This is a genomic window from Coleofasciculus sp. G3-WIS-01 (genome assembly GCF_040223135.1).
Taxonomy (GTDB): Bacteria; Cyanobacteriota; Cyanobacteriia; order Cyanobacteriales; family Coleofasciculaceae; genus Coleofasciculus.
Window position 1 is genome coordinate 1 of sequence record NZ_JAVJZI010000237.1, and the last position, 19987, is coordinate 19987.

General features: G+C 45.7%; 22 protein-coding genes and 1 tRNA gene. 13 read left to right on the plus strand and 10 right to left on the minus strand.

Annotation, left to right across the window (positions count from 1 at the left end; translation table 11 throughout):
• The first annotated feature begins 524 nt into the window (after positions 1–524).
• A complete protein-coding gene (locus tag RIM23_RS24030) occupies positions 525–878 on the plus strand; it encodes a hypothetical protein (protein WP_446370030.1) in 354 nt (117 codons plus the stop codon).
• A gap of 288 nt (positions 879–1166) precedes the next feature.
• On the opposite strand, the gene RIM23_RS24035 is transcribed toward RIM23_RS24030, so the two are convergent.
• The gene (locus RIM23_RS24035) at positions 1167–1379 is read right to left on the minus strand and encodes a hypothetical protein (RefSeq protein WP_446370032.1); all 213 of its coding nucleotides are present in this window, start codon (positions 1377–1379) and stop codon (positions 1167–1169) included.
• Positions 1380–1553: 174 nt separating this feature from the next.
• Complete coding sequence (gene moaC / locus RIM23_RS24040) at positions 1554–2054, minus strand: cyclic pyranopterin monophosphate synthase MoaC (protein ID WP_446370034.1); 501 nt, start codon at positions 2052–2054, stop codon at positions 1554–1556.
• 47 nt (positions 2055–2101) lie between these two features.
• Here moaC and RIM23_RS24045 point away from each other — a divergent pair.
• A tRNA-Arg gene (locus RIM23_RS24045) sits at positions 2102–2175 on the plus strand.
• A 141-nt stretch (positions 2176–2316) separates the two neighbouring features.
• On the opposite strand, the gene RIM23_RS24050 is transcribed toward RIM23_RS24045, so the two are convergent.
• The 4 genes from RIM23_RS24050 to dnaA form a co-directional block, all read right to left on the minus strand.
• Entirely contained in the window at positions 2317–4101 is a 1785-nt protein-coding gene (locus RIM23_RS24050) for a CHASE2 domain-containing protein (protein WP_446370036.1), read from the minus strand.
• A gap of 725 nt (positions 4102–4826) precedes the next feature.
• A complete protein-coding gene (locus RIM23_RS24055) occupies positions 4827–4961 on the minus strand; it encodes a hypothetical protein (protein WP_446370038.1) in 135 nt (44 codons plus the stop codon).
• Between the two features lie 134 nt (positions 4962–5095).
• A complete protein-coding gene (dnaN, locus tag RIM23_RS24060) occupies positions 5096–6298 on the minus strand; it encodes a DNA polymerase III subunit beta (protein WP_446370040.1) in 1203 nt (400 codons plus the stop codon).
• Positions 6299–6614: 316 nt separating this feature from the next.
• Positions 6615–8000, minus strand: a complete 1386-nt coding sequence (gene dnaA / locus RIM23_RS24065; RefSeq protein ID WP_446370098.1) for a chromosomal replication initiator protein DnaA — start codon at positions 7998–8000, stop codon at positions 6615–6617.
• A gap of 58 nt (positions 8001–8058) precedes the next feature.
• Here dnaA and def point away from each other — a divergent pair, with 58 nt between their 5' ends.
• From def to RIM23_RS24080, 3 genes are all read left to right on the plus strand, one after another.
• Entirely contained in the window at positions 8059–8604 is a 546-nt protein-coding gene (gene def / locus RIM23_RS24070) for a peptide deformylase (protein ID WP_446370042.1), read from the plus strand.
• A gap of 47 nt (positions 8605–8651) precedes the next feature.
• Positions 8652–10046: a TldD/PmbA family protein gene (locus RIM23_RS24075; protein ID WP_446370044.1), complete on the plus strand. Its 1395-nt coding sequence runs from the start codon at positions 8652–8654 to the stop codon at positions 10044–10046.
• A gap of 131 nt (positions 10047–10177) precedes the next feature.
• Positions 10178–10951: a helix-turn-helix domain-containing protein gene (locus RIM23_RS24080; protein WP_446370046.1), complete on the plus strand. Its 774-nt coding sequence runs from the start codon at positions 10178–10180 to the stop codon at positions 10949–10951.
• A gap of 30 nt (positions 10952–10981) precedes the next feature.
• Here the strand turns inward: RIM23_RS24080 and RIM23_RS24085 are convergent, their stop codons facing one another.
• Positions 10982–11143 (minus strand): hypothetical protein, encoded by a 162-nt coding sequence (locus RIM23_RS24085; protein WP_446370048.1) that lies wholly within the window; start codon positions 11141–11143, stop codon positions 10982–10984.
• A gap of 18 nt (positions 11144–11161) precedes the next feature.
• Between RIM23_RS24085 and RIM23_RS24090 the strand changes: the two genes are divergently transcribed.
• The 3 genes from RIM23_RS24090 to RIM23_RS24100 all read left to right on the plus strand — a co-directional run bounded on the left by RIM23_RS24090 (position 11162) and on the right by RIM23_RS24100 (position 14527).
• A complete protein-coding gene (locus RIM23_RS24090; RefSeq protein WP_446370050.1) occupies positions 11162–11350 on the plus strand; it encodes a hypothetical protein in 189 nt (62 codons plus the stop codon).
• Between the two features lie 182 nt (positions 11351–11532).
• Positions 11533–13797, plus strand: coding sequence for a S8 family serine peptidase (locus tag RIM23_RS24095; protein WP_446370052.1), 2265 nt, complete (start codon positions 11533–11535; stop codon positions 13795–13797).
• Positions 13798–13828: 31 nt separating this feature from the next.
• Entirely contained in the window at positions 13829–14527 is a 699-nt protein-coding gene (locus RIM23_RS24100; protein ID WP_446370054.1) for a calcium-binding protein, read from the plus strand.
• Between the two features lie 176 nt (positions 14528–14703).
• Here the strand turns inward: RIM23_RS24100 and coaE are convergent, their stop codons facing one another.
• A complete protein-coding gene (coaE, locus tag RIM23_RS24105) occupies positions 14704–15318 on the minus strand; it encodes a dephospho-CoA kinase (RefSeq protein WP_446370055.1) in 615 nt (204 codons plus the stop codon).
• 54 nt (positions 15319–15372) lie between these two features.
• Here coaE and RIM23_RS24110 point away from each other — a divergent pair, with 54 nt between their 5' ends.
• From RIM23_RS24110 to RIM23_RS24130, 5 genes are all read left to right on the plus strand, one after another.
• Positions 15373–16746: an aldehyde dehydrogenase gene (locus RIM23_RS24110; RefSeq protein ID WP_446370057.1), complete on the plus strand. Its 1374-nt coding sequence runs from the start codon at positions 15373–15375 to the stop codon at positions 16744–16746.
• A 321-nt stretch (positions 16747–17067) separates the two neighbouring features.
• Positions 17068–17655, plus strand: a complete 588-nt coding sequence (locus RIM23_RS24115) for a hypothetical protein (protein ID WP_446370059.1) — start codon at positions 17068–17070, stop codon at positions 17653–17655.
• A gap of 303 nt (positions 17656–17958) precedes the next feature.
• Positions 17959–18129 (plus strand): hypothetical protein, encoded by a 171-nt coding sequence (locus RIM23_RS24120; RefSeq protein WP_446370061.1) that lies wholly within the window; start codon positions 17959–17961, stop codon positions 18127–18129.
• A gap of 161 nt (positions 18130–18290) precedes the next feature.
• Positions 18291–18518: an indolepyruvate ferredoxin oxidoreductase subunit alpha gene (locus tag RIM23_RS24125; protein WP_446335755.1), complete on the plus strand. Its 228-nt coding sequence runs from the start codon at positions 18291–18293 to the stop codon at positions 18516–18518.
• 37 nt (positions 18519–18555) lie between these two features.
• Positions 18556–18687 (plus strand): hypothetical protein, encoded by a 132-nt coding sequence (locus tag RIM23_RS24130; RefSeq protein WP_446370063.1) that lies wholly within the window; start codon positions 18556–18558, stop codon positions 18685–18687.
• Here the strand turns inward: RIM23_RS24130 and RIM23_RS24135 are convergent.
• Entirely contained in the window at positions 18669–19046 is a 378-nt protein-coding gene (locus RIM23_RS24135) for a hypothetical protein (RefSeq protein ID WP_446370065.1), read from the minus strand. The two genes, RIM23_RS24130 and RIM23_RS24135, sit on opposite strands and share 19 nt — an antisense overlap.
• Positions 19047–19182: 136 nt before the next feature.
• Entirely contained in the window at positions 19183–19971 is a 789-nt protein-coding gene (gene surE / locus RIM23_RS24140; protein ID WP_446370067.1) for a 5'/3'-nucleotidase SurE, read from the minus strand.
• Positions 19972–19987: the final 16 nt, after the last annotated feature.

A 19987-nucleotide genomic window follows, 5' to 3' on the forward strand; every position in this document is an offset into this window, starting at 1 on the left:
CTATTGTGGTAATGTAAATACAAGTCGCGGGAGGGCATTCCGAGACTATAAACGGACGTGGAGAGGGTGTAAGACCTCATTTGGAGGCAACCTTCAGCGAAGCGTCAACCCCAATCAGCGACCACCCCGGCTAAAGGTGGCGTGGTTAGGAATCCCCCGCGCTCTTTAGCCGGGGGAGGATGTCAATTCATGCTACGCTGGGTCAACACCAAAGGGGAATCAGGACCCTGGAGTCAAACGGTGAGTATGATGATTCCCGGTTAAAATTATTTCCCACCCGTATCTGTAGGGGCGCAAGCTCTATGCGCCCTCCCCCATCCGATCAATTACGCCAAATCTATCATTGCCGATCGCCAGTGATTTCAGTATAATCACTAGAATATTAGGACTTACGCACTGAAATAAAATCTCATAATTCTGATCGCTAGTTGAGAAGCACTCAGTCTCATTCTACCCTTGCTGATCAGGCTAAGTGCGTCAATCCTGAGTTTTCTGCTCCAATCAGTTCATAGGAAATTAAAAAAATGTCTTTAGGACTACGTTACTTATCGGGTTTATTTGCTTTTGTTCTCATGGCGCTGTGTCTTTTTCCCGCTGTTGCCATAGCAGCTGATCCTCGCGCTCAATTCAATGGCACGGTGTCAGAGATATTCGTCAACGACACACAGATTTTGCTGGCTGTAAGCGGCTCGGTTAATGGTTCATGTACTGGAGCCTTTGGACCTTACAACCTCACCTTTGATATGGCTGATCCGGCTGCAGATCTCAAGTTCAAAATAGTTGAGGATGCTTTTCTAAATGGCAAGCGTATCTCTGGGATTGTTAAAGATTGTGGCTCAAGTAACATCAACAAGCTCTACCAAGTTAGCGTATTCTAAAGCTAACCACTGCCAGAATCCATTTCGGTTCTAGGAAGATAGCGCCAAGTAAGCAAGGTGATGATATTCTCACCTTGCCGATTAAACCCAATCCATTTTTATTTTTAGCTCCTGTCGCCACATGCCAAAACTCGACACAATTGTGCGATGTGACTTGTCGCTGATGTTAATTATTTCTAAGTTTCCGCAAAGCGTTTCTCAAAAAAGAGTGTAGAGCTATTTACTATTATCCGGCAGTCAAGTTTTTCATCAACCTATTACTGCCAATTCTCTAGGATATAACCCTGTTCAAATAAGTCTTTTAGAAGTTTGAGATTTAAGCAGCTTAGTGTAAGCAATCGGGATTACCAGGGGCCAAAATACAGCAGCAACAATTAACGTCACCCAGGAGAAGACCTTTTGTGGCTCAGATAAAGCCCTCATATCATCAGTCAACTCAAACCAAACGGTAAATAAATAAGCGGCTATTGTTCCGTAAATAATACCCACACAGTAAATCATTGATTACCCATCTCCTACTGCAAACTATCAAAAGTACAATACAGATTTTTGCTAATCCCCTCAGTACAATTAGCTCATCAAGCTTTAATATAAATATTCCTTTAGGTGGTAGACATCCGTATATTTACGGAAATTACACAGGCCAATTGGCGTAGAAGGGATAGGAAAGCTCGCTCAACTGGGGGATTGATACTCGCCGGATTTGCCACCCGTCTTACTCAACAGGCGGATAGATTCAATTTGAATCGATTTCTCCAAAGCTTTTGCCATATCGTACAGCGTCAAAGCAGCAACAGAAACGGCTGTCAGAGCCTCCATTTCTACCCCCGTTTCGGCTTTTGTCGTCACCGACGCCTGAATCTGATACCCCGGTAGTTGAGCATCAGGTTGGATTTGTACCTCAACTTGGTGTAGGGGTAAGGGATGACACAAAGGAATCAAGTTTGCCGTCTGCTTGGCTGCCATAATACCAGCCAGTCGGGCGGTGGCTAAAACATCTCCTTTCGGCGCATTACCCGTCTCAATCGCCTGGAATGTCGCCGTTTGCATCCGCACTTGAGCCCCTGCGACGGCTTGGCGACGGGTAGCGGGTTTGCTGGAGACATCCACCATTTGGGCTTGACCCTGAGAGTTTAGATGAGTGAGGGATGATTTTTGGGAATAGTCTTGCGTCATTGGATAAAGATGTGATATCGTAAGTAATCGGTGAGAGATCACAGCTAGGGCTTGTAGCTCAGTGGACTAGAGCACGTGGCTACGGACCACGGTGTCGGGGGTTCGAATCCCTCCTAGCCCGTTCAATTGTTTCCATTTATAGCAGTAGACACATCGATTAGGACTTTCGGCACCATAGTAGAGACGTGCCATGGCACGTCTCTACTAGGCATCCCGCACACACCCCACACCCTGCCTACACCTCAAGTCGCTTACCTGGGTCTCAGATCCAGTATTTTAAACTAGGATGGGCAAAATACACACTAACCATGCCACTGGTGACAACGATCGCTAAGCCCGATGGTATCATCGGCACCCAAATTCCTTGGATAAAGATCACATAAGAGCAGCCATAGAGAACAATCAGCATTCCGGCTACTGCCAAACCCAGCAACAGAGGGGAACGGAAACGCCAACTAACCCAACCTGCCACAACAGACCAAGCGCCAATCCAAAAATATTCAGCCCAATCGGACCACCACACCAATAGAGGTCGCCCATCCTTAACCGCACTGATAATTTGACTCGTCATCTGGGCTTGCAGAAATACCCCAGCCGCCTCAGGTCGGTTACCTTGATTGTAAGGAGTTGCATGAATATCGTGAAAGGTTTTATCAACAGTACCAATGAAAACCAGACGGTCTTTGACCAATTCAGGCGTTAATTTATGCTGATAAAGTACCTCTTCTAACGTATAAGCAGGCGCGATCGCTTCTACTGAACCCATAGCCCGATAATTCAGCAAGATTTGATAACCTCTGGCATCGGTATTCTGATACCCTCCACTATTGCTTTTTAGAGTCGGGAAAACAACCTGACCAATCTGCAAGTCATTGTTTTGAGTCAATTGAGCTGTAATGCCCTCATCTTCCAAGTACCGCAAAGCCATGACTAAACTCAGAGAATTACTGATTTGACATTCAGATTGCTCAGGAGGCGCTAAACCCAAAAGATGACGACGCACAACGCCATCTGGGTCTGGTGTTACATCACTAAACCCGACTCGTTCGGGTAAGGAGTCTACAGGAATATCTGGAGGGGGCGGAATTCCCGGATTATCCGTTGTATCCCCCACCTTACAAACCGTGATTAAACGGTTGTCTTCCCGTAAACGATTTGCTAAATTACGATACTCCGGTTCTACCGGAAAATCGCGATAAAGATCTAAAGCAATAACTCGCGGTTGGTATTGAGCTAACTTTTCCAGGAGTTGAGCCAGTTTAGCATTTGTCAACGATAACCCTTGGCGTTGGGCAGAGGATTGAGCTTGAACATCACGACCTGTAATCGTAATCATCAGCAGGCGTGAGTCAGGACTTTCCTGTTGAGGACGGATTTGTATAAAGTGGTCAAACGCCTTCATTTCCAGAGGCTGTAGCACACCCACCAAACCCACACCCATTGCCACCCCTGCACCCGTCAGACTTGCCAACAGTTGAAGACTCCGAGATTTCCAAGATCTGGGTTTTTGGCGCTGTCGTTGCTGCTTGTTGAGGTATTGCAGTTCAAAAATCGGAGCTTTGCCAATACCCTTTAAGTAGTGATTGCCACGGGAAACAATGCTTAAGTTGGTAATTCCCGCCTCGTAAATCAAATCTGTTGTCACTTCCGACAGCAGAATTTGTCCCCCATGGGCGAGAGAGGAAACCCGAGCCGCGTAGTCAACTTCCTCGCCAATAAAATCATCACCGTCGGGTAAGGGACTCCCCGTATGCATACCAATTCTGACTTGTAAGGAACCCAGGGGAGTGTCAATGGGTTCATGGGTGTGACTAAGTTGCAGCGCCACCGCCCACTGAGCCGCTTGAGACGCATTGGCGAAAACCACAAAGTAAGCGTCACCTTCAGTTTTAACTACACGCCCTCCGTAAGCCACTAAATTCGCTTCAACACGGTGGCGATGGGGTTTGAGAATAGTGTCGAAGTAGAGGCGATTGCGGCTGGTGATGTCATTTCCCTTCAAATATTTTTTGACAGCGGTAGAATTAACGAGGTCTGTGAATACCATGGTTACCAGATGGTCAGAGATGATAACGTGTTTATCGATTACGGGTTGCATCACAGATCAATCATTCGCTGTTGAGAAGGTAAGCACACTTATGAACCCTGGTTTGCTTAACTTACTGTTTACATTACAGTTATCAACAATTTGAAAATGAGACAGGAGTATTAAGTTAAGTAATGATGAAGACTTTGTAAACTGAAGATGAAGACTTTGTAAACTTTTTAAAAATGTCAGGTAAATGTTGAAGGTGAACCCCCATTGCCGCAAGTCTTACTTATAATAGTCTGTCTATTGCACCCAGAGGATAGAGGGCAACTTGGTGAAAAATTATTGATGGCGAGATCGAGTGCGTCTAAATCATTTTGGAAATAATAACCCTGACTGGGTATGCTTTTGATCCCTGTTTTTTTTCGCCTCCTTTAGGGTGGCTAGATCCCTGGATAAACTGTATAATGGACTACAGGAAAAGAATTGTTTCCGTTGTTACCGTTTGCTGATTGCCCTATTCTATTGAACAATTTAAAAGGCAAAATCCGCTTATAGATAATAGCAGATATCAGAAAGGGTTTCAAAAAGATAAATAAAAGTAATGAAACTTTGGTAAAGAAATTAATCGATGGTTTCTAGGGAACATCGTATTTGAGCTTATCCTAGTCAACTACAATAAATTGATTTTTGGATAAAAATATCCATTAATAATGTATAGTTTCATGACTAAAATGAGAAAATCAGGTAGGATGAAGGTCAAATAATCGCCCCAATGTACTTTGGAAAGGAAATAAACGGCATGAGCGTATCGGCAGTAGAGACGTTTCGGAAGAAGTAGAGACGTAGCCTGCTCCCCCTGCTCCCAGACGTGCCATGGCACGTCTCTACATTGCTGCCCCTGCTCCCTACCCCCTCCACCAGACTCCCTGCAGCAGACTCGAAGTAAAGGCTTCTTCCTTGTGAAGGAAGAATCGCCGGAAGCCAGCGCGAAGCGTTTAGCGGCGCCAGGTCAATCCCGAATTTGCACAGGCATAATCAGGTAGGTCATTTTTAAGCCACCCAGAGGCGTGAGAATCACTGGGGTATTCGCCGCATTGATTTGTAGTTGAATATCTGAGGTAGACAGTGCCTTTAAGCCATCGATTAAGTACTTTACATTAAAGGCAATCTCTATACTGTCACCCGTAACTTGTGCCGCTAGGGACTCAGTACCACTACCAACATCTTGAGTGTCCACAGTCAGAGCAATTTTTTGGGCGGACTCGTCAATATCAAACTTGACGATATTATTCTTCTGATCAGCCAAGACGGCAATTCGCTCAACTGCACTCAGTAATTGACGCCGATCAATAGCCACCTGGCGTTGAAACTGGCGGGGGATGAGTTGGCGATAAGCCGGATATTGTCCTTCTAATGTCCGACTGGTCAAGCGATGATTACCACCTTGGAAGATAATTTGACCCACCTCAAACCGCAAGGCGACGGTATCGCTGGATTGAGGAAGTCCTAGCATCCGTTCGAGTTCTTTTAAAGTTCTAGCGGGTACGGTTAGTTCAAAGGGCGATAGGGTATCTTCAGAGGCTTGATTCTCTTCATCCTCTGAGTTTTCTTCACTCGCCGGTTTAGTGTTAGGCGTTTCCACAACAGCCAGTCGGTGACCATCCGTCGCCGCAAATTCCAGGTTATCTTCTTGAACCATCAGATGCACCCCAGTCAGCACCTGTTTGGTTTCATCGGCGCTGGTGGCAAATAACGATCCGCGCAATCCTTCAATTAAGGCTTCAACCGGGAGTTTAATCACCATCCCCGCTTCGATTTGGGGAAGTTCAGGAAAGTCATCCGGGTTCATTCCCCGCATTTTGTATTGTCCAGATGTTGAGGTTAAGGTGATCAATATGCTTTCGGTTTCAGCATCATTATCCGCTTCGGTGAGGGAATCTTCGAGAGTAATCTCTCCCTCTGGTAAACGGGAAACAATGTCGTTGAACAGTTTAGCTGGGATCGCGATCGCACCATCTGCTTCGACGTTGGCGTTAAAACTGGTTTGCAGACCTAGACTCAAGTCAAAGGCGGTTAAGCACACTTGCTGATTTTTCGCATCGGCTTTAAGTAAAACATTACCCAGCACCGGATGGGTGGGACGTGAGGGAACCGCCCGACTCACCAGAGAAAGATTGGTATTGAGTTCACCTTGTTTACAAGTTAGTTTCATAGAAGGAATCGTCAATGTTTGGCACAGCTAGAATTCTCGTCAAGGAGAGTCAGGGAGATTTGAGTTAGACCCTAAATGAAGCTAAGGTCGTGGCTCTCTCATCTATCCACCAGGCAACTCTAGCATGGAATTCAGACCTTGGGGAAACTGTGGAAAAACTAGATTCAGAGGATTGCCAATTCCTTAATTGTTCGTGTTTTAGGAATGGAGTCCTTGTGGAAAAGGTTGTGGAAAATTGCGGAAATTTTTCCACAGTGTATTTATACTCACCCACACCTGACTGGCGCTGTTCCCGGTTCCCGGTTCCCCGTTTCCTTTAATCTTGGCTTTGAGTTTGACTCGCCAAATTAATGCGATCGCTCAATTGACTCAGTTTCTGTGCCACGCTGGGATCGCGTTTTCGTAATTGAGTAATCTTGTCGCAGCTATACATAACTGTGGTATGATCTTTGCCACCAAATTCTTCGCCAATTCGGGGTAAGCTCAAATCAGTATGCTGCCGCATCAGATACATAGCAATTTGCCTAGACCAACTGATTTCTCGGCGGCGTGAGTTCCCTTTCAAGTCTTCTACCGAGACATTAAAGGCATCAGCGACGGTTGTGACAATGATCTCCGGTGCGGCTTGTACGGTGGGGGTGCGCGGATTCAAAATCGGTGCAATGTTCTCGACACTCATCGATACTCCCGAAATTGAGATGTAAGCGACGACTCGAATTAATGCCCCTTCTAGTTCGCGAATGTTCGATTTATATTGAGTCGCAATATACTCGACCACAGATCGCGGCAAACGGATGTTTTCATATTCTGCCTTTTTTTGCAAGATTGCCATCCGGGTTTCCAAGTCAGGCGGCTGAATATCGGCGATTAACCCCATCGAAAAGCGAGAACATAGCCGTTCTTGCAAGCGGCTAATCTGATGCGGCGGGCGATCGGATGCCAAGACAATTTGTTTACCCGCTTCGTGTAAGGTATTGAACGTATGAAAAAATTCTTCCTGAGTATATTCTTTTCCTTCGATAAACTGAATATCATCCACCAACAGCACCTCAGCCGCTCGATAGTGTTCCCGGAAACTTTGCATACTATCTTTGCGGATGGCGGCAATCAGGTCATTGGTAAAGTGTTCAGTAGACACATAGAATATCTTAGAACTCGGAGAATTCTCCCACCGAAAATGCGCGATCGCTTGCATTAAGTGAGTTTTCCCCAAACCGACGCCCCCACATAAAAACAGGGGATTAAACTCCCGCCCCGGTGATTCGGCTACAGCCAAAGCCGCCGCATGAGCCATCCGATTATTTGAACCAACCACGAAGCTAGAAAACACGTATTTCTGATTTAACTCTGTCGGTTTAGGACGTTGATGGGATGGACGTTCTACATCGGGTTTAGTGGTAACCGGAACAGACCAGGAAATGCCTGTATCACTAATTGTCACATTGTCGCTGTTGGGACTCACGGTGAGGTAAATGTCCACAGGTTGTCCCAGAATCTCCTGTACCACATCAGTGATTGTTTTGATGTAATACTTTTGTAACCAATTTCTGGCAAAGGGATTGGGGGTACAAACCACTAAGCAATTCTGGTCGAGCTGCTGAGCCGTTGTTCCCTTGAGCCAGGTTTCAAAGGTAGGTCGGCTGAGTTGGAGTTGTAGACGCTCCAATACCTGTATCCAAAGCTGTTCGGGGGACATTTCCACGGGCATTCCTGTTACTATTTATGCTCGAATGAGGAGTTAGCGTCAATTTCAAACTATTATGACCCAATCCCTAGAAATCGCTCAGTTAGGCAATCCTATCTTGCGCCAGCTAGCCCAACCCATCGATAATGTTCACGAAGAACATATACAAAAGCTGATTGAGGATCTCAAGGCAAAGGCTGTAGCCGCCAACGGTGTGGGGATTGCTGCACCTCAAGTTTCTCAATCCTGCCGTTTGTTTATCGTAGCGTCTCGTCCCAATCCCCGGTATCCGAATGCCCCGACGATGGAACCGACAGCGATGATCAATCCGCAGCTTGTGGCTCACTCGGATGAGATGGTCAAAGATTGGGAAGGTTGCTTAAGTATTCCCGGTATTCGAGGTTTAGTGCCGAGGTATCAGGCAATTGAGGTAGAGTACACCAATCAACAGGGTAAGCTGCAGCGACAACAGTTCACTGATTTTGTCGCCAGAATCGTTCAGCATGAATATGATCATCTCAATGGTATTGTGTTTCTAGACCGCGTGGAGAGTACCCAAGACCTAATCAAAGAGCAAGACTATCAACAGGGGATTGGCAACAAACATAGCAGCCAAGGCTAGAGTCATTGCACAATAGAAGCAGTTCTATCTTGCTTGTTCCCTAGACCATGCCTACTGTACTCGCGGATACTCAAAATTTAATTGCAGACCTGATCCCTCGCTATCGCTCTCGCGTGGATTACTTAGCGATTCGCTTAGAAGAATCCGAAGGAACCAGCATTATGGTGCGGGGCAATAAGGTAGAAACCTTGAGTGAAGGGCTTTCTATTGGTGGACAGGTGCGAGCATGTTATAAAGGCGGTTGGGGCTTTGCCAGTTTCAACCAACTCTCTAGCCTTAAGGAGCGACTGGAAGAAGCGATTAGCGCCGCCCGAATTGTCGGGGATGGAGAAACCCTACTTGCCCCGATTCCGATCGTGCAAGATACTCGCCAACTCCCCCTAACCGGGACTGATCCCCGGATGATTCCCCTAAAGGAGAAAAAAGCCCTGTGCGATCGCTACAACCACTTGCTCAAAAGCTTTGACCCCCAGATTACAACAACCTCTGTGCGCTACTGTGATAATAACCAACGGATCATTATTGCCACGTCCGAAGGCACTCTGATTGAGCAATCTTGGGCAGATCTAGAAATGCGTTTCTCGGCTACCGCCCGTAAGGATGAGATTCTACAGACGGGACGGGAAACCACCGGATCTCGCAAAGGCTACGAAGATCTCAGTGATCTTGACATTAAAGTGCAGGGTGCGGCGCAACGGGCGGTCAATGCCTTGTCTCTATCCTCGGTTCGGGGAGGGGTTTACACTGTCGTTATTGATCCCATCCTCTCCGGTTTATTTGTTCATGAAGCCTTCGGACATCTTTCAGAAGCGGATATGGCGTATGAAAACCCCGATCTGTTGGAAGTCATGAGCAAAGGGCGTCGCTTTGGTCCACCGGATTTGCAAATCTTCGACGGTGCCGCCCCAGAGGGACATCGGGGTAGCTATTGCTACGATGATGAAGGAACATCGGCAACAACGACTCAACTGATTAAAGATGGCATTTTAGTGGGACGTCTACATTCCCGTGAAACTGCAGGCAAGTTAGGCGAAGCCCCTACGGGAAATGCCCGTTGTCTAAACTACCACTATCCGCCCATTGTCCGCATGACCAATACCTGGATTGAACGCGGCAAAACCCCGGTGCAAGATTTAGTCCGAGGGATTCGCGAAGGGGTTTATGCTCGCAACTGGTTAGGGGGTATGACAAATGGGGAAATGTTCACCTTTAGCGCTGGTGAAGCCTGGATGATTCGCGAGGGACAGATTGCTGAACCGGTGCGGGATGTTACTTTATCCGGTAATGTGTTTAAAACTTTAGGCGATATCGAAGCGATCGGTAATGACTTCTATTGGGATGAGTCAGGCGGTTGTGGAAAAGGGGGACAGAGTGGCTTACCGGTGGGGTGTGGGGGTCCTTCTTTACGGATTCGCAATGTTGTCGTAGGGGGTAGCCAGTAGCTTTTTGAAGTCATTTGTCTGTTGTCTACTGTCCTTTTATTATGGGGAATAGACAACGGGCAGCAGACAGGTGATATACTGGGGTCGCTATTGGCGATAAATGTGTAATCCTTGATAGATAGGCTGATCAGGTGAACCATTTAACTACGGCTCAAGAAGAGCAACTTAGAAATATAGGAACCTATTTACGCAACTGTAGAGAAGAGCAGGAGAAATCAATTGAGGAAATTGCTCTCAAAACATTTATCTCCTTACGCTCTTTGAGAGCGCTAGAAGCTGGACGGTGTGAGGATTTACCTGAACCTGTCTTTGTTCAGGGGTTTATTCGGCGGTATGCTGAGACGCTCAACTTAGACTGCACCACGTTAATTCAAAGCTTTGCTACCGAGGTTGTATCGCCACCCTCTAATTCTCCTGACTCTCAAGCCGAAATTTCTGAGTCCACCCGGATTTCGCGATCGCGTCAACTTTATCTACTCTACATTGGCATTGGTGGAATCGTCGCGATCGGCGGACTTGTGTATCTGCTCACTCAAGTCTTCAAACCCCAACCCTCTATACCCGCTCAAGGTTCTGTGACAATTGAGCAACAGCTTAATCCCAACCAACCCGTCGTCACCTCAACCCCTGCGCCGACTGTCTCTGATCCCAATTTCCCGGTTCAAATTACAGTAGAAACGAAAGGGGAATCCTGGGTGCGAGTTAGCGTTGATGGTAAAACTGAGTTTGAGGGAATCTTAACTGATGACGATTCTCCCAAAAGTTGGAAAGCTAAAAATGAATTAACAATCCGCTCCGGAAATGCGGGGGCGCTATGGGTATCCTTGAATCAAAAAACAGCGAAACCATTGGGAGAGATGGGTGAAGTCAAAGATGTAACATTTACTCCAACACAGGATTGGTAATGTCACATTGGCAGTTCGACTGTCTCTCTATCACTTATCCCCAATTTTTATTGAATTATAGCAGTAAACACATCGATTAGGACTTTCGGCACCATTGTAGAGACGCGCCATGGCGGCACCATTGTAGAGACGCGCCATGGCGGCACCATTGTAGAGACGCGCCATGGCGGCACCATTGTAGAGACGCTTCAAAAGCGCGTCTCTACATAAATGATGTGTCCTAACCGCTATGGCGCTTGCTATATTAATGAACCTAACGCCACCCTAAATGGTAGCACTGGTGTTCCCATTTCCGGAGAAAAATTTTGGGCATATTCCTCTTCAAATTCCTCCGAGGGTATCAAAGAAGCCATGATTACCTTAGCAAAACTGAGAGTGAAACTGCATAAGTCCCTTTGAGTCAGAGATAGAGTCGATTGGGAACAGACAGTCCAAATAATTCAACTTTCCCAACCCAAGGTTGCTAAAAATACCCAGTTGCTCAACTCGGTACAATTTTAGGCTGGAATAATTAGATTTCGTCTCTACAGCATGACTGATAAGGAACACTATACAAGCCAACTCTATTGAGGGTTAAAATTATGTCTACTAATGATTTGTTTCCAGAACTCAATATCGCCTCATTTAATCTGAATAGTCTCGTTGAAGGTACAGATTACCTATCCGGTCAAGTGATTGTCAAGCTCAAGCCAGGAATTGAGTCAACCCAGATGCAAACGCTGCAAGAGAATCTGCAAGCCACTGTACTCGAATCAACGAATACGTTAGGCACGCAACTTTGGCAACTGAATGGATTGAGTGTTGCCCAAGCGATTGCTACCTACAGTAATCATCCGCTGATTGAATATATCGAACCTAATTATACGATTAGTCTGAATACCACAATTCCCAATGATTCAGATTTCAACCAACTTTGGGGGTTAAATAATACCGGACAAAGGGGTGGTATCCCAGATGCGGATATCGACGCGCCAGAAGCGTGGGATAGTGCCACGGGGAATAATGTGGTGATAGGAGTCATTGATTCGGGGGTGGATTATACTCACCCAGATTTAAATGACAATATGTGGACAAATCCTGGAGAAATTCCTGGCGATGGTATTGATAATGATAGCAATGGTTACGTTGATGATTACTACGGCTGGGACTTTATCAATAATGATAGTGATCCTTTTGATGATCAAGGACATGGTACTCATGTCGCTGGTACAATTGCCGCTGAAGGAAATAATAATAGTGGGGTGATTGGGGTTGCTCCCCATGCCAAAATCATGGCACTCAAAATATTTAATGCCAATGGCACAACCAGTCTTTTCTCTGAAATTAAGGCAATAGAATATGCCATAATGATGGGGGCAAAGCTGACAAACAATAGTTGGGGCGGGGGTGGCTACTCTCAAGGATTATACGACGCGATCGCGGCAGCAGGTCAAGCCGGACAGTTATTTATTTCCTCAGCAGGTAATGGCGGCTTTGATAGTATTGGCGATAATAATGATGTTACTCCCCATTACCCCTCTAACTATGACCTGGATAATATTATTTGTGTCGCCGCTACTGATAATTGCGATAATTTGGCGTCGTTTTCCAATTATGGCATCACTTCTGTTGATTTAGGCGCACCTGGGGTAGATATTTACAGTACCATTCCTGGGGGAGGATACGCTAGCAAAAATGGAACCTCTATGGCAACTCCCCATGTCTCTGGGGTGGCGGCGTTAATTTGGTCGCAAAATCCTCAATTAAGTGCTTCGGAGGTAAAAAATCAGATTTTAAGCACTGTTGATCCGATTTCATCATTGCAGGGAAATACAGTAACTGGTGGACGATTAAATGCTAATAATGCCTTGACTCCAGCGACACCGCCACCCTCTCCTTTAGGAGAGATTCATGGGAGTAAATGGAATGATATTGATGGGGATAGTATATGGGATGCAAATGAGCCAGGTTTGAGTGGTTGGACAATTTATTTAGATCAGAATCAGAATAGTCAACTGGATGCAGGTGAAGTTTCAACAATTACTGATACTAACGGTAATTATTCGTTCACGGGACTAACGGCTGATACTTACACGGTATCCGAAGTATTACTACCGGGTTGGCAACAAACAGTTCCGGGTTCAGATACGTCATTTAAATTGGTAGCAGGTACAGGAAGTGGTGGAACTAACGAATTCAGTTTAGTTGAATTACAAACTGATCCGGTGGCGGAAATTCTGATTGGTTCTGCCAGTTATAATCCTACTTTAGACGTTGATCCAACCAGTGGACTACTTTATGGTGCCAGTTCTTCCTTGCGGATTATTGATGCAACTGATGGTTCCTATACTACTATTGGCACAATTCATAGTGCTACTGAGAGTTCTATCTTGATGAGGAGTATTGCTTTTTCTCCAGACGGAATCTTGTATGGGAAAACCAATAGTGCTGATCTTCTTTACACGATTGACCCAGTTACTGCCTTTGCTACTAAAATCGGCACAATTCCCCAACATACTTCGGGGATTGATTTTGCTCCCGATGGCACACTGTATGGTGCATCAACTAGCTTGGTAAAAATTGACCCAGCTACAGGAAATATCCTATCCACTATTGGAGCTTTAGGAACCTGGGTGGTTGACATTGATTTTGCTCCCGATGGTTTTATCTATGGCGTTTACTTCAGCAACAGTAACCTTTATCAAATTAACCCATCCGACGCTTCAAAAACTCTGATTGGTACTTATGATTCCTCAACTTGGGGCGTCGCGTCTATCCCATCTACCAGTAACCTTATCCCTGGAACTCACACCATTAACCTGAGTTCTGGAGAAATCATCAGGCACATTTACCCATCAGTTTACTGAATCGGGTATATTTACCATTGGCGTGGGTTTAATGGATGCAGGTGATAGTTACGTGGATTCAGGACTGCTGATTGATAACTTCTCATTCACATCTAATAGTGGGACAAATCTGGGATTATCGATTCCCAATGGAACCGTTGAAGCGGTTATCTCATATACGATTCAAGGGACTCAAGAGAATGACAAATTAGTCAGTTCTAATCAACAGGATGAATTCATCTTCGCGGATGCTGGTAATGATACCGTGATTGGCAGTTTGGGTGATGATGTAATTTATGGTGCAGAGGGTGATGATATCCTACGAGGTGACTTGAATAAGGGTTGCTTAAGTGGTGCGATCGCGGGTGATGATATCCTCTATGGTGGCACCGGCAATGATAAACTGTATGGAAAAGGTGGGAATGACCAACTTTTCGGTGAAGAGGGTAATGATAAAATCTGGGGTGATGATGGCGATGATTTACTCTGGGGAGGTTTGGGTCATGACCAGTTAATTGGGGGTCAAGGTTATGATACCTTTGTCTTAGCTGTTGGTGAAGGAACGGACAAAATTCGCGATTTCCACATTGCTGAGGATTTGTTAGGCTTGTCTGGTGAACTGACGTTTGATCAGTTGTCGATTTCTCAACATGGGCAGAATACCTGGATTGATTTTAATGATGAAACCTTAGCGGTTTTGACGGGGGTAAATGCGAGTACGTTGACGGCTGATGCATGTGTCTTGATCTAACAAAATGCCAACAATTTGAATCAGGGCGGGTTTTGTGGAGGCGTTACTGGTGACAATGTTCACGAAGTTCCTAAACCCGCCCCTACAAGGATTACTTCCAAGTGCTGATAGTACACCCATAAAAGGCACGAATGTAGGGGTAGGGGCGCAAGGCTTGCGCCCTCATCCCTTGAGTTCTAGGTATATGTATTTGTATAATGACCTAGAGCCCGATCAACTTGTTGCAGCAGAGAGTCGCGAGTGTAAGAATTATCTAAAACCACATCAGCACGCGCCACTTTTTCGGCGAGGGGAAGCTGACTATCCAGACGAGATTGAGCTTGTGCAACAGATAAGCGATCGCGTTCTCGAATTCGCTGGATTTGTTGTTCCTGGGGACAACTGACAACCCAGATTTCGGTCACTAAGTCCGTCATATTGGCTTCAAACAATAAGGGTATCACTAAAACCACAGTCGGAGACTCGCTTGTAGTGAGTTGAGACTTAATGCGATCGCGCACGTAGGGATGGATCTGTTGTTCTAACCACTGGCGTTCCCCTGGGTGCGGGAAAACTATCTCCCCTAAGCGTTTGCGGTTCAGTGTACCATCAGGCAATTGTACATCACAACCGTAGCGGGCAATAATCCGGCTCAAAATCGGTGAACCGGGCTGCACGGCGTCTCTGGCGTAGATATCCGCATCTAAAATAGGAAGCTGATAGGTATCGGCAAGATAATTAGAAACCGTCGTTTTGCCTGTGCCAATCCCTCCGGTTAACCCAATAATCCGATTCAAGATTGATTCACTCAAGGCTAGAGTACGCTATCACAATAAGTATAAGTTGAAGCCCTAAAGGACGCCAGAATGCTGACCCAAGTACCAGTTACTGATATTATCCGCAAACAACGGGATTTTTTCGCCACAGGGAAAACCAAGGATGTCAAGTGGCGCATCGAACAGCTAAAACGACTCAAACAAGCGGTTGTTGATGATCAAGAGGCGATTATCAATGCAGTTAAAGCTGATTTAGGGCGCCCGGAGTTTGAAGCCTATTTTGAAATCGCGGCGATTACGGAAATTAATTACGCTATCAAGCACCTAAAATCTTGGGTTAAACCGAAAAAGGTGGCTGTCGGATTAGAACAATTCCCCGCCTCGGGGAAGATTTATCCTGAACCCTTGGGTGTGGTGCTGATTATCTCCCCCTGGAATTACCCGTTCCAGTTATTGATTTCTCCCTTAGTCGGCGCGATCGCAGCGGGAAACTGTGCGATACTCAAACCCTCGGAAATCTCTACCCATACCTCAGCCGCGATCGCCAACCTGATCCATAAAACCTTTGACCCGGCTTATATCGCCCTTGTCGAAGGTGACGCTGATACCAGTAAAGCACTTTTGGCGGAAAAATTTGACCACATCTTTTTTACCGGGGGAACCGCGATCGGCAAAATCGTCATGGAAGCCGCCGCGAAACATCTGACGCCTGTGACGTTAGAGTTAGGCGGTAAAAGTCCCTGTATTGTCGATGCGGATACTGATCTCAAAGACACGGCTAAACGGATTACTTGGGGAAAATATCTGAATGCGGGACAAACCTGTATCGCCCCAGACTACCTGTTGGTTGATCGCCGAATTAAGTCAGACCTATTGACAGAAATGCAAAAATGTGTTCAAGACTTTTATGGTCAGGAACCTGAGAAAAGTCCGGACTATGCCCGAATTATAAGTCACCGACATTTTGATCGGCTGGTTCCTCTGTTGAAGGAAGGAGAAATTGTCATTGGCGGACAAACTCGACCGGAAGATAAGTATATCGCACCAACTGTGATTGATGGGGTTTCTTGGGACTCACCGATCATGGAAGAAGAAATCTTTGGTCCGATTTTACCTGTTTTAGAGTATAGCAATTTCAATGACGCGATCGCGCAGATTAATGCTCGCCCTAAACCCTTAGCCCTCTACCTATTTTCCAAAGATAAACACAAACAGCAACAAGTTTTGCAGCAAACCTCGTCCGGTGGCGTCTGTCTTAATGACACCGTGATGCAAGTTGGAGTGACAACCTTACCCTTTGGTGGTGTTGGCGATAGTGGAATGGGGAACTATCATGGTAAAGCCAGTTTTGATACATTTTCTCACTTTAAGAGTGTATTGAAAAAGGGATTTTGGTTCGATTTAAATTGGCGGTATCCACCTTACAACGGCAAGTTATCATTGTTTAAGCGAATCATTGGTTAGCTTAAAACTCAAAACCCAGTCGGGGTGGGTTTAGTCACATTTGGCTGAGGTAAGAAACAATCATAGTATGGCAGTAGACACATCGATTAGGACAAAGGCACCATTGTAGAGACGCTTCAAAAGCGCGTCTCTACATAAATGATGTGTCCTAACAGCTATGGCGGTTGCGATAAAACCCGCCCTTACACAGACGCCGTACCCGATGAGAAAACGAGTCGGGTCATATTCCTCATCCTAATACCATTTCCTTCTATAATTGGCTAACCCTATCAACGGCATGATCAATTATTTTTGGGATAGCACTACGCCGAAAAAGTTATTATGTATACGCGCCTAAAAAGTTTAGCATCTATTGGTTTATTGGTTAGCATCTTGTCGCTACTCATGGATAGTGCTGTGGCACAAACCGCTGGTATTGTGGTTAATACAACTGCCGATGATATCAACGCTATTGGTATCAATCCCAGTGGAATTAATATCGCCAATGGTGGTGATGGAATAGCCATATTTTCTAATATTTACACTCCCGGTACTGTGTTACCGCTGATGGATGTTTTGATTCGGGGAACGCGGATCACCGGGAATGCGATCGCGAATAATGGTCATAATGGAATTCGTTTAGAAGCAAGGGGGGATGAAGCCGGGTTTAATGCCTCTATTACTAACACCCAAATTTTAAATAACATAATCCACCATAATGGAGCTAATGGCATTCAAATTACGACGAGGGAAACCGTTCCTGGGGGAATGGCTGACGCAATTGATAATTTGATCCAGACGAATAGTTTGTTTGAGAATAAAGACTTAGGAATTAGTTTGAGCCAAAATCCTTTAACATCTCACGATATCTTTTGGAATGGGGAGACAGGGCGTCCTTTATCAGCGTCTGTACCCATTGATAACGATTAAAATTCAAGTAAGTCGGTGGAAATAAACTCAACTATATTAAGTTCAATAGCACTGAAAAATTGCCGTTCTGGAACGACGAAACCCTTGATATACCGTAGGGTGGGCATTGCCCACCAATCTTAATTCAGCGCCATTCCCTTAATTGAACGCCATTCGTATTACACCCTGAGGTAGAGGCAAAGGTAAAACCAAACCGATAAAAATTAATAGGTTAGGAAATAACTGTACATTTTGCCAATAAATATTGAAATTTATTGCTGTAATGCAAGAATGCAGAAATAACTGAACAGCTAACATCTAACTATGAAAAAACGCCCTAGTAATATCGTGCTCCAGGTTGTCATCGCGATCGCACTCTTATTTGCGGCTTATGTCATCGGTGGCTTCCTGATCAAAACTCGTCGAGAAGTCAAAGATACACCAGAGGTGAGTCTCATTCCGATCAAATCAGTCGAATTGCACTTGCTATCATAAGAAATTTAGGGCTTTATGCTGTGGATCGCTTCACTGTTGAGCAAGGATTACAGGTGCGAGGTTAGAAACAGTATTTAATGCAGTAACATAAAAGCCATGGGGGATCACCCGTTACCGAAATGACGTTTGCGAAATGTCATGTAACTACGAGAGGGAATACTGTGTCTCACACTATTGTTACGGAAACCTGCGAAGGGGTTTCAGATTGCGTCGATGCTTGTCCAGTTGCTTGCATTCACCCAGGTCCTGGCAAAAATGTCAAGGGGACAGACTGGTATTGGATTGATTTCGATACCTGCATAGATTGTGGTATATGTTTACAGGTATGTCCTGTAGAAGGCGCGATCGTTCCGGAAGAGCGACCGGAGTTGCAGAAAACGCCCCAATAAATTAGGGGGAGCAGGGGGAGCAATGTAGAGACGCGCCATGGCGCGTCTGGGAGCTGGGGGAAGCAATGATACATTTTCCCTGATAGCGGTGCAAGGGGAAACCGGAGGAACGGAGGTTTCCAGTACATCTGGTAACGGTAGTCTATCAATTCAGTCTTCAATCAGTTGAGTAACCGTCTTATATTTGTTATTAGCATAAGCCTTAAGTTTTTTCATGCGCTTGATGTTGCGTGAAGGTTTTGGTTTTTCATTTTGTGTTGCAACTATCAACAGACTAATACTATCATGTATATTGGTTGCTGACCCGCTTGGGCGTATGGACATCAGACAGGCTAATTCCGAAGTAGCAGTAATATGCTTGCCGCTCCAAACATCGCAGCCAAGGAAAGAATATGACCACTGGTTCGTAAGGTTACGCCCTGCGGTAAAAGAAAAGCCAAGCCATGTTGTACGAACAAAGAATAACGACCTGCGGAAGGCGGGTTGCTGCCTGGGTTCACCCTTTGAGGTGATGTAGAGACGCGCCATGGCGCGTCTCTACAGGGCGAGAGATGCTGTGTAAGACCAATTTGTAGCAATACAAAAAGGCAACGGCAAGGGAGACAGGAAGCGATGATGGTTGTTTCAATGAAGCTCCGGCTTCAGCGAAGCAAGCCGGAGTACTTCACAACTCTATACTCTGCAAACTAGAGACGCCACCAATATCCGTCAGATTGTATTGCAGGGGCGTAATCGCAATATAGTTTTCCTTAACGGCTTGAACATCAGTAGCTAAATCGGGGGGAAGATGGGAATGGGGGGGTTGTTCTATATCCTCAATCACTTCACCCGCTAACCAATAATAGGTTTTCCCCCGTGGATCAACTCGTTTCTCAAAGGTGTCGAAATAGCGGCGAATTCCTTGGCGGGTAACTTTCACCCCAGCAATTTCCGCCATACTCACGGGCGGTACATTGACATTAAGTAACATGACTTTGGCGAGGGGTTGCTCAGAGAGTCGCTCAATCAGGCTTTTGGCGAACGTGGCTGCAACATGAAACTCCTTGGAAGTGTAGCTAGTTAGACTAAAGGCAATGCTGGGAATTCCTTCTAGAACCCCTTCCATGGCGGCGGAAACCGTGCCAGAGTAAAGGATATCGGTACCCAAGTTAGAACCGTGATTAATCCCCGATAGGACAAAATCGGGGGGACGATCAATTAAGGCTCCCAATGCTAACTTTACACAATCTGAGGGAGTTCCGGAACAAGACCAAGCTTTAACCGCCGGGTGAAAAATCGTATCAACTGCTTCGGCGCGAATGGGATCATGGAGGGTTAAACCATGACCCGTTGCCGATCGCTCTCGATCTGGACAAACGACGGTAACATCATGACCCGCTTGTGCCAGTGTATCAGCTAGGGTGCGAATACCCAAGGCAAAAATTCCATCATCGTTGCTGATCAGCAATTTCATCAAATTCCGTGTGACT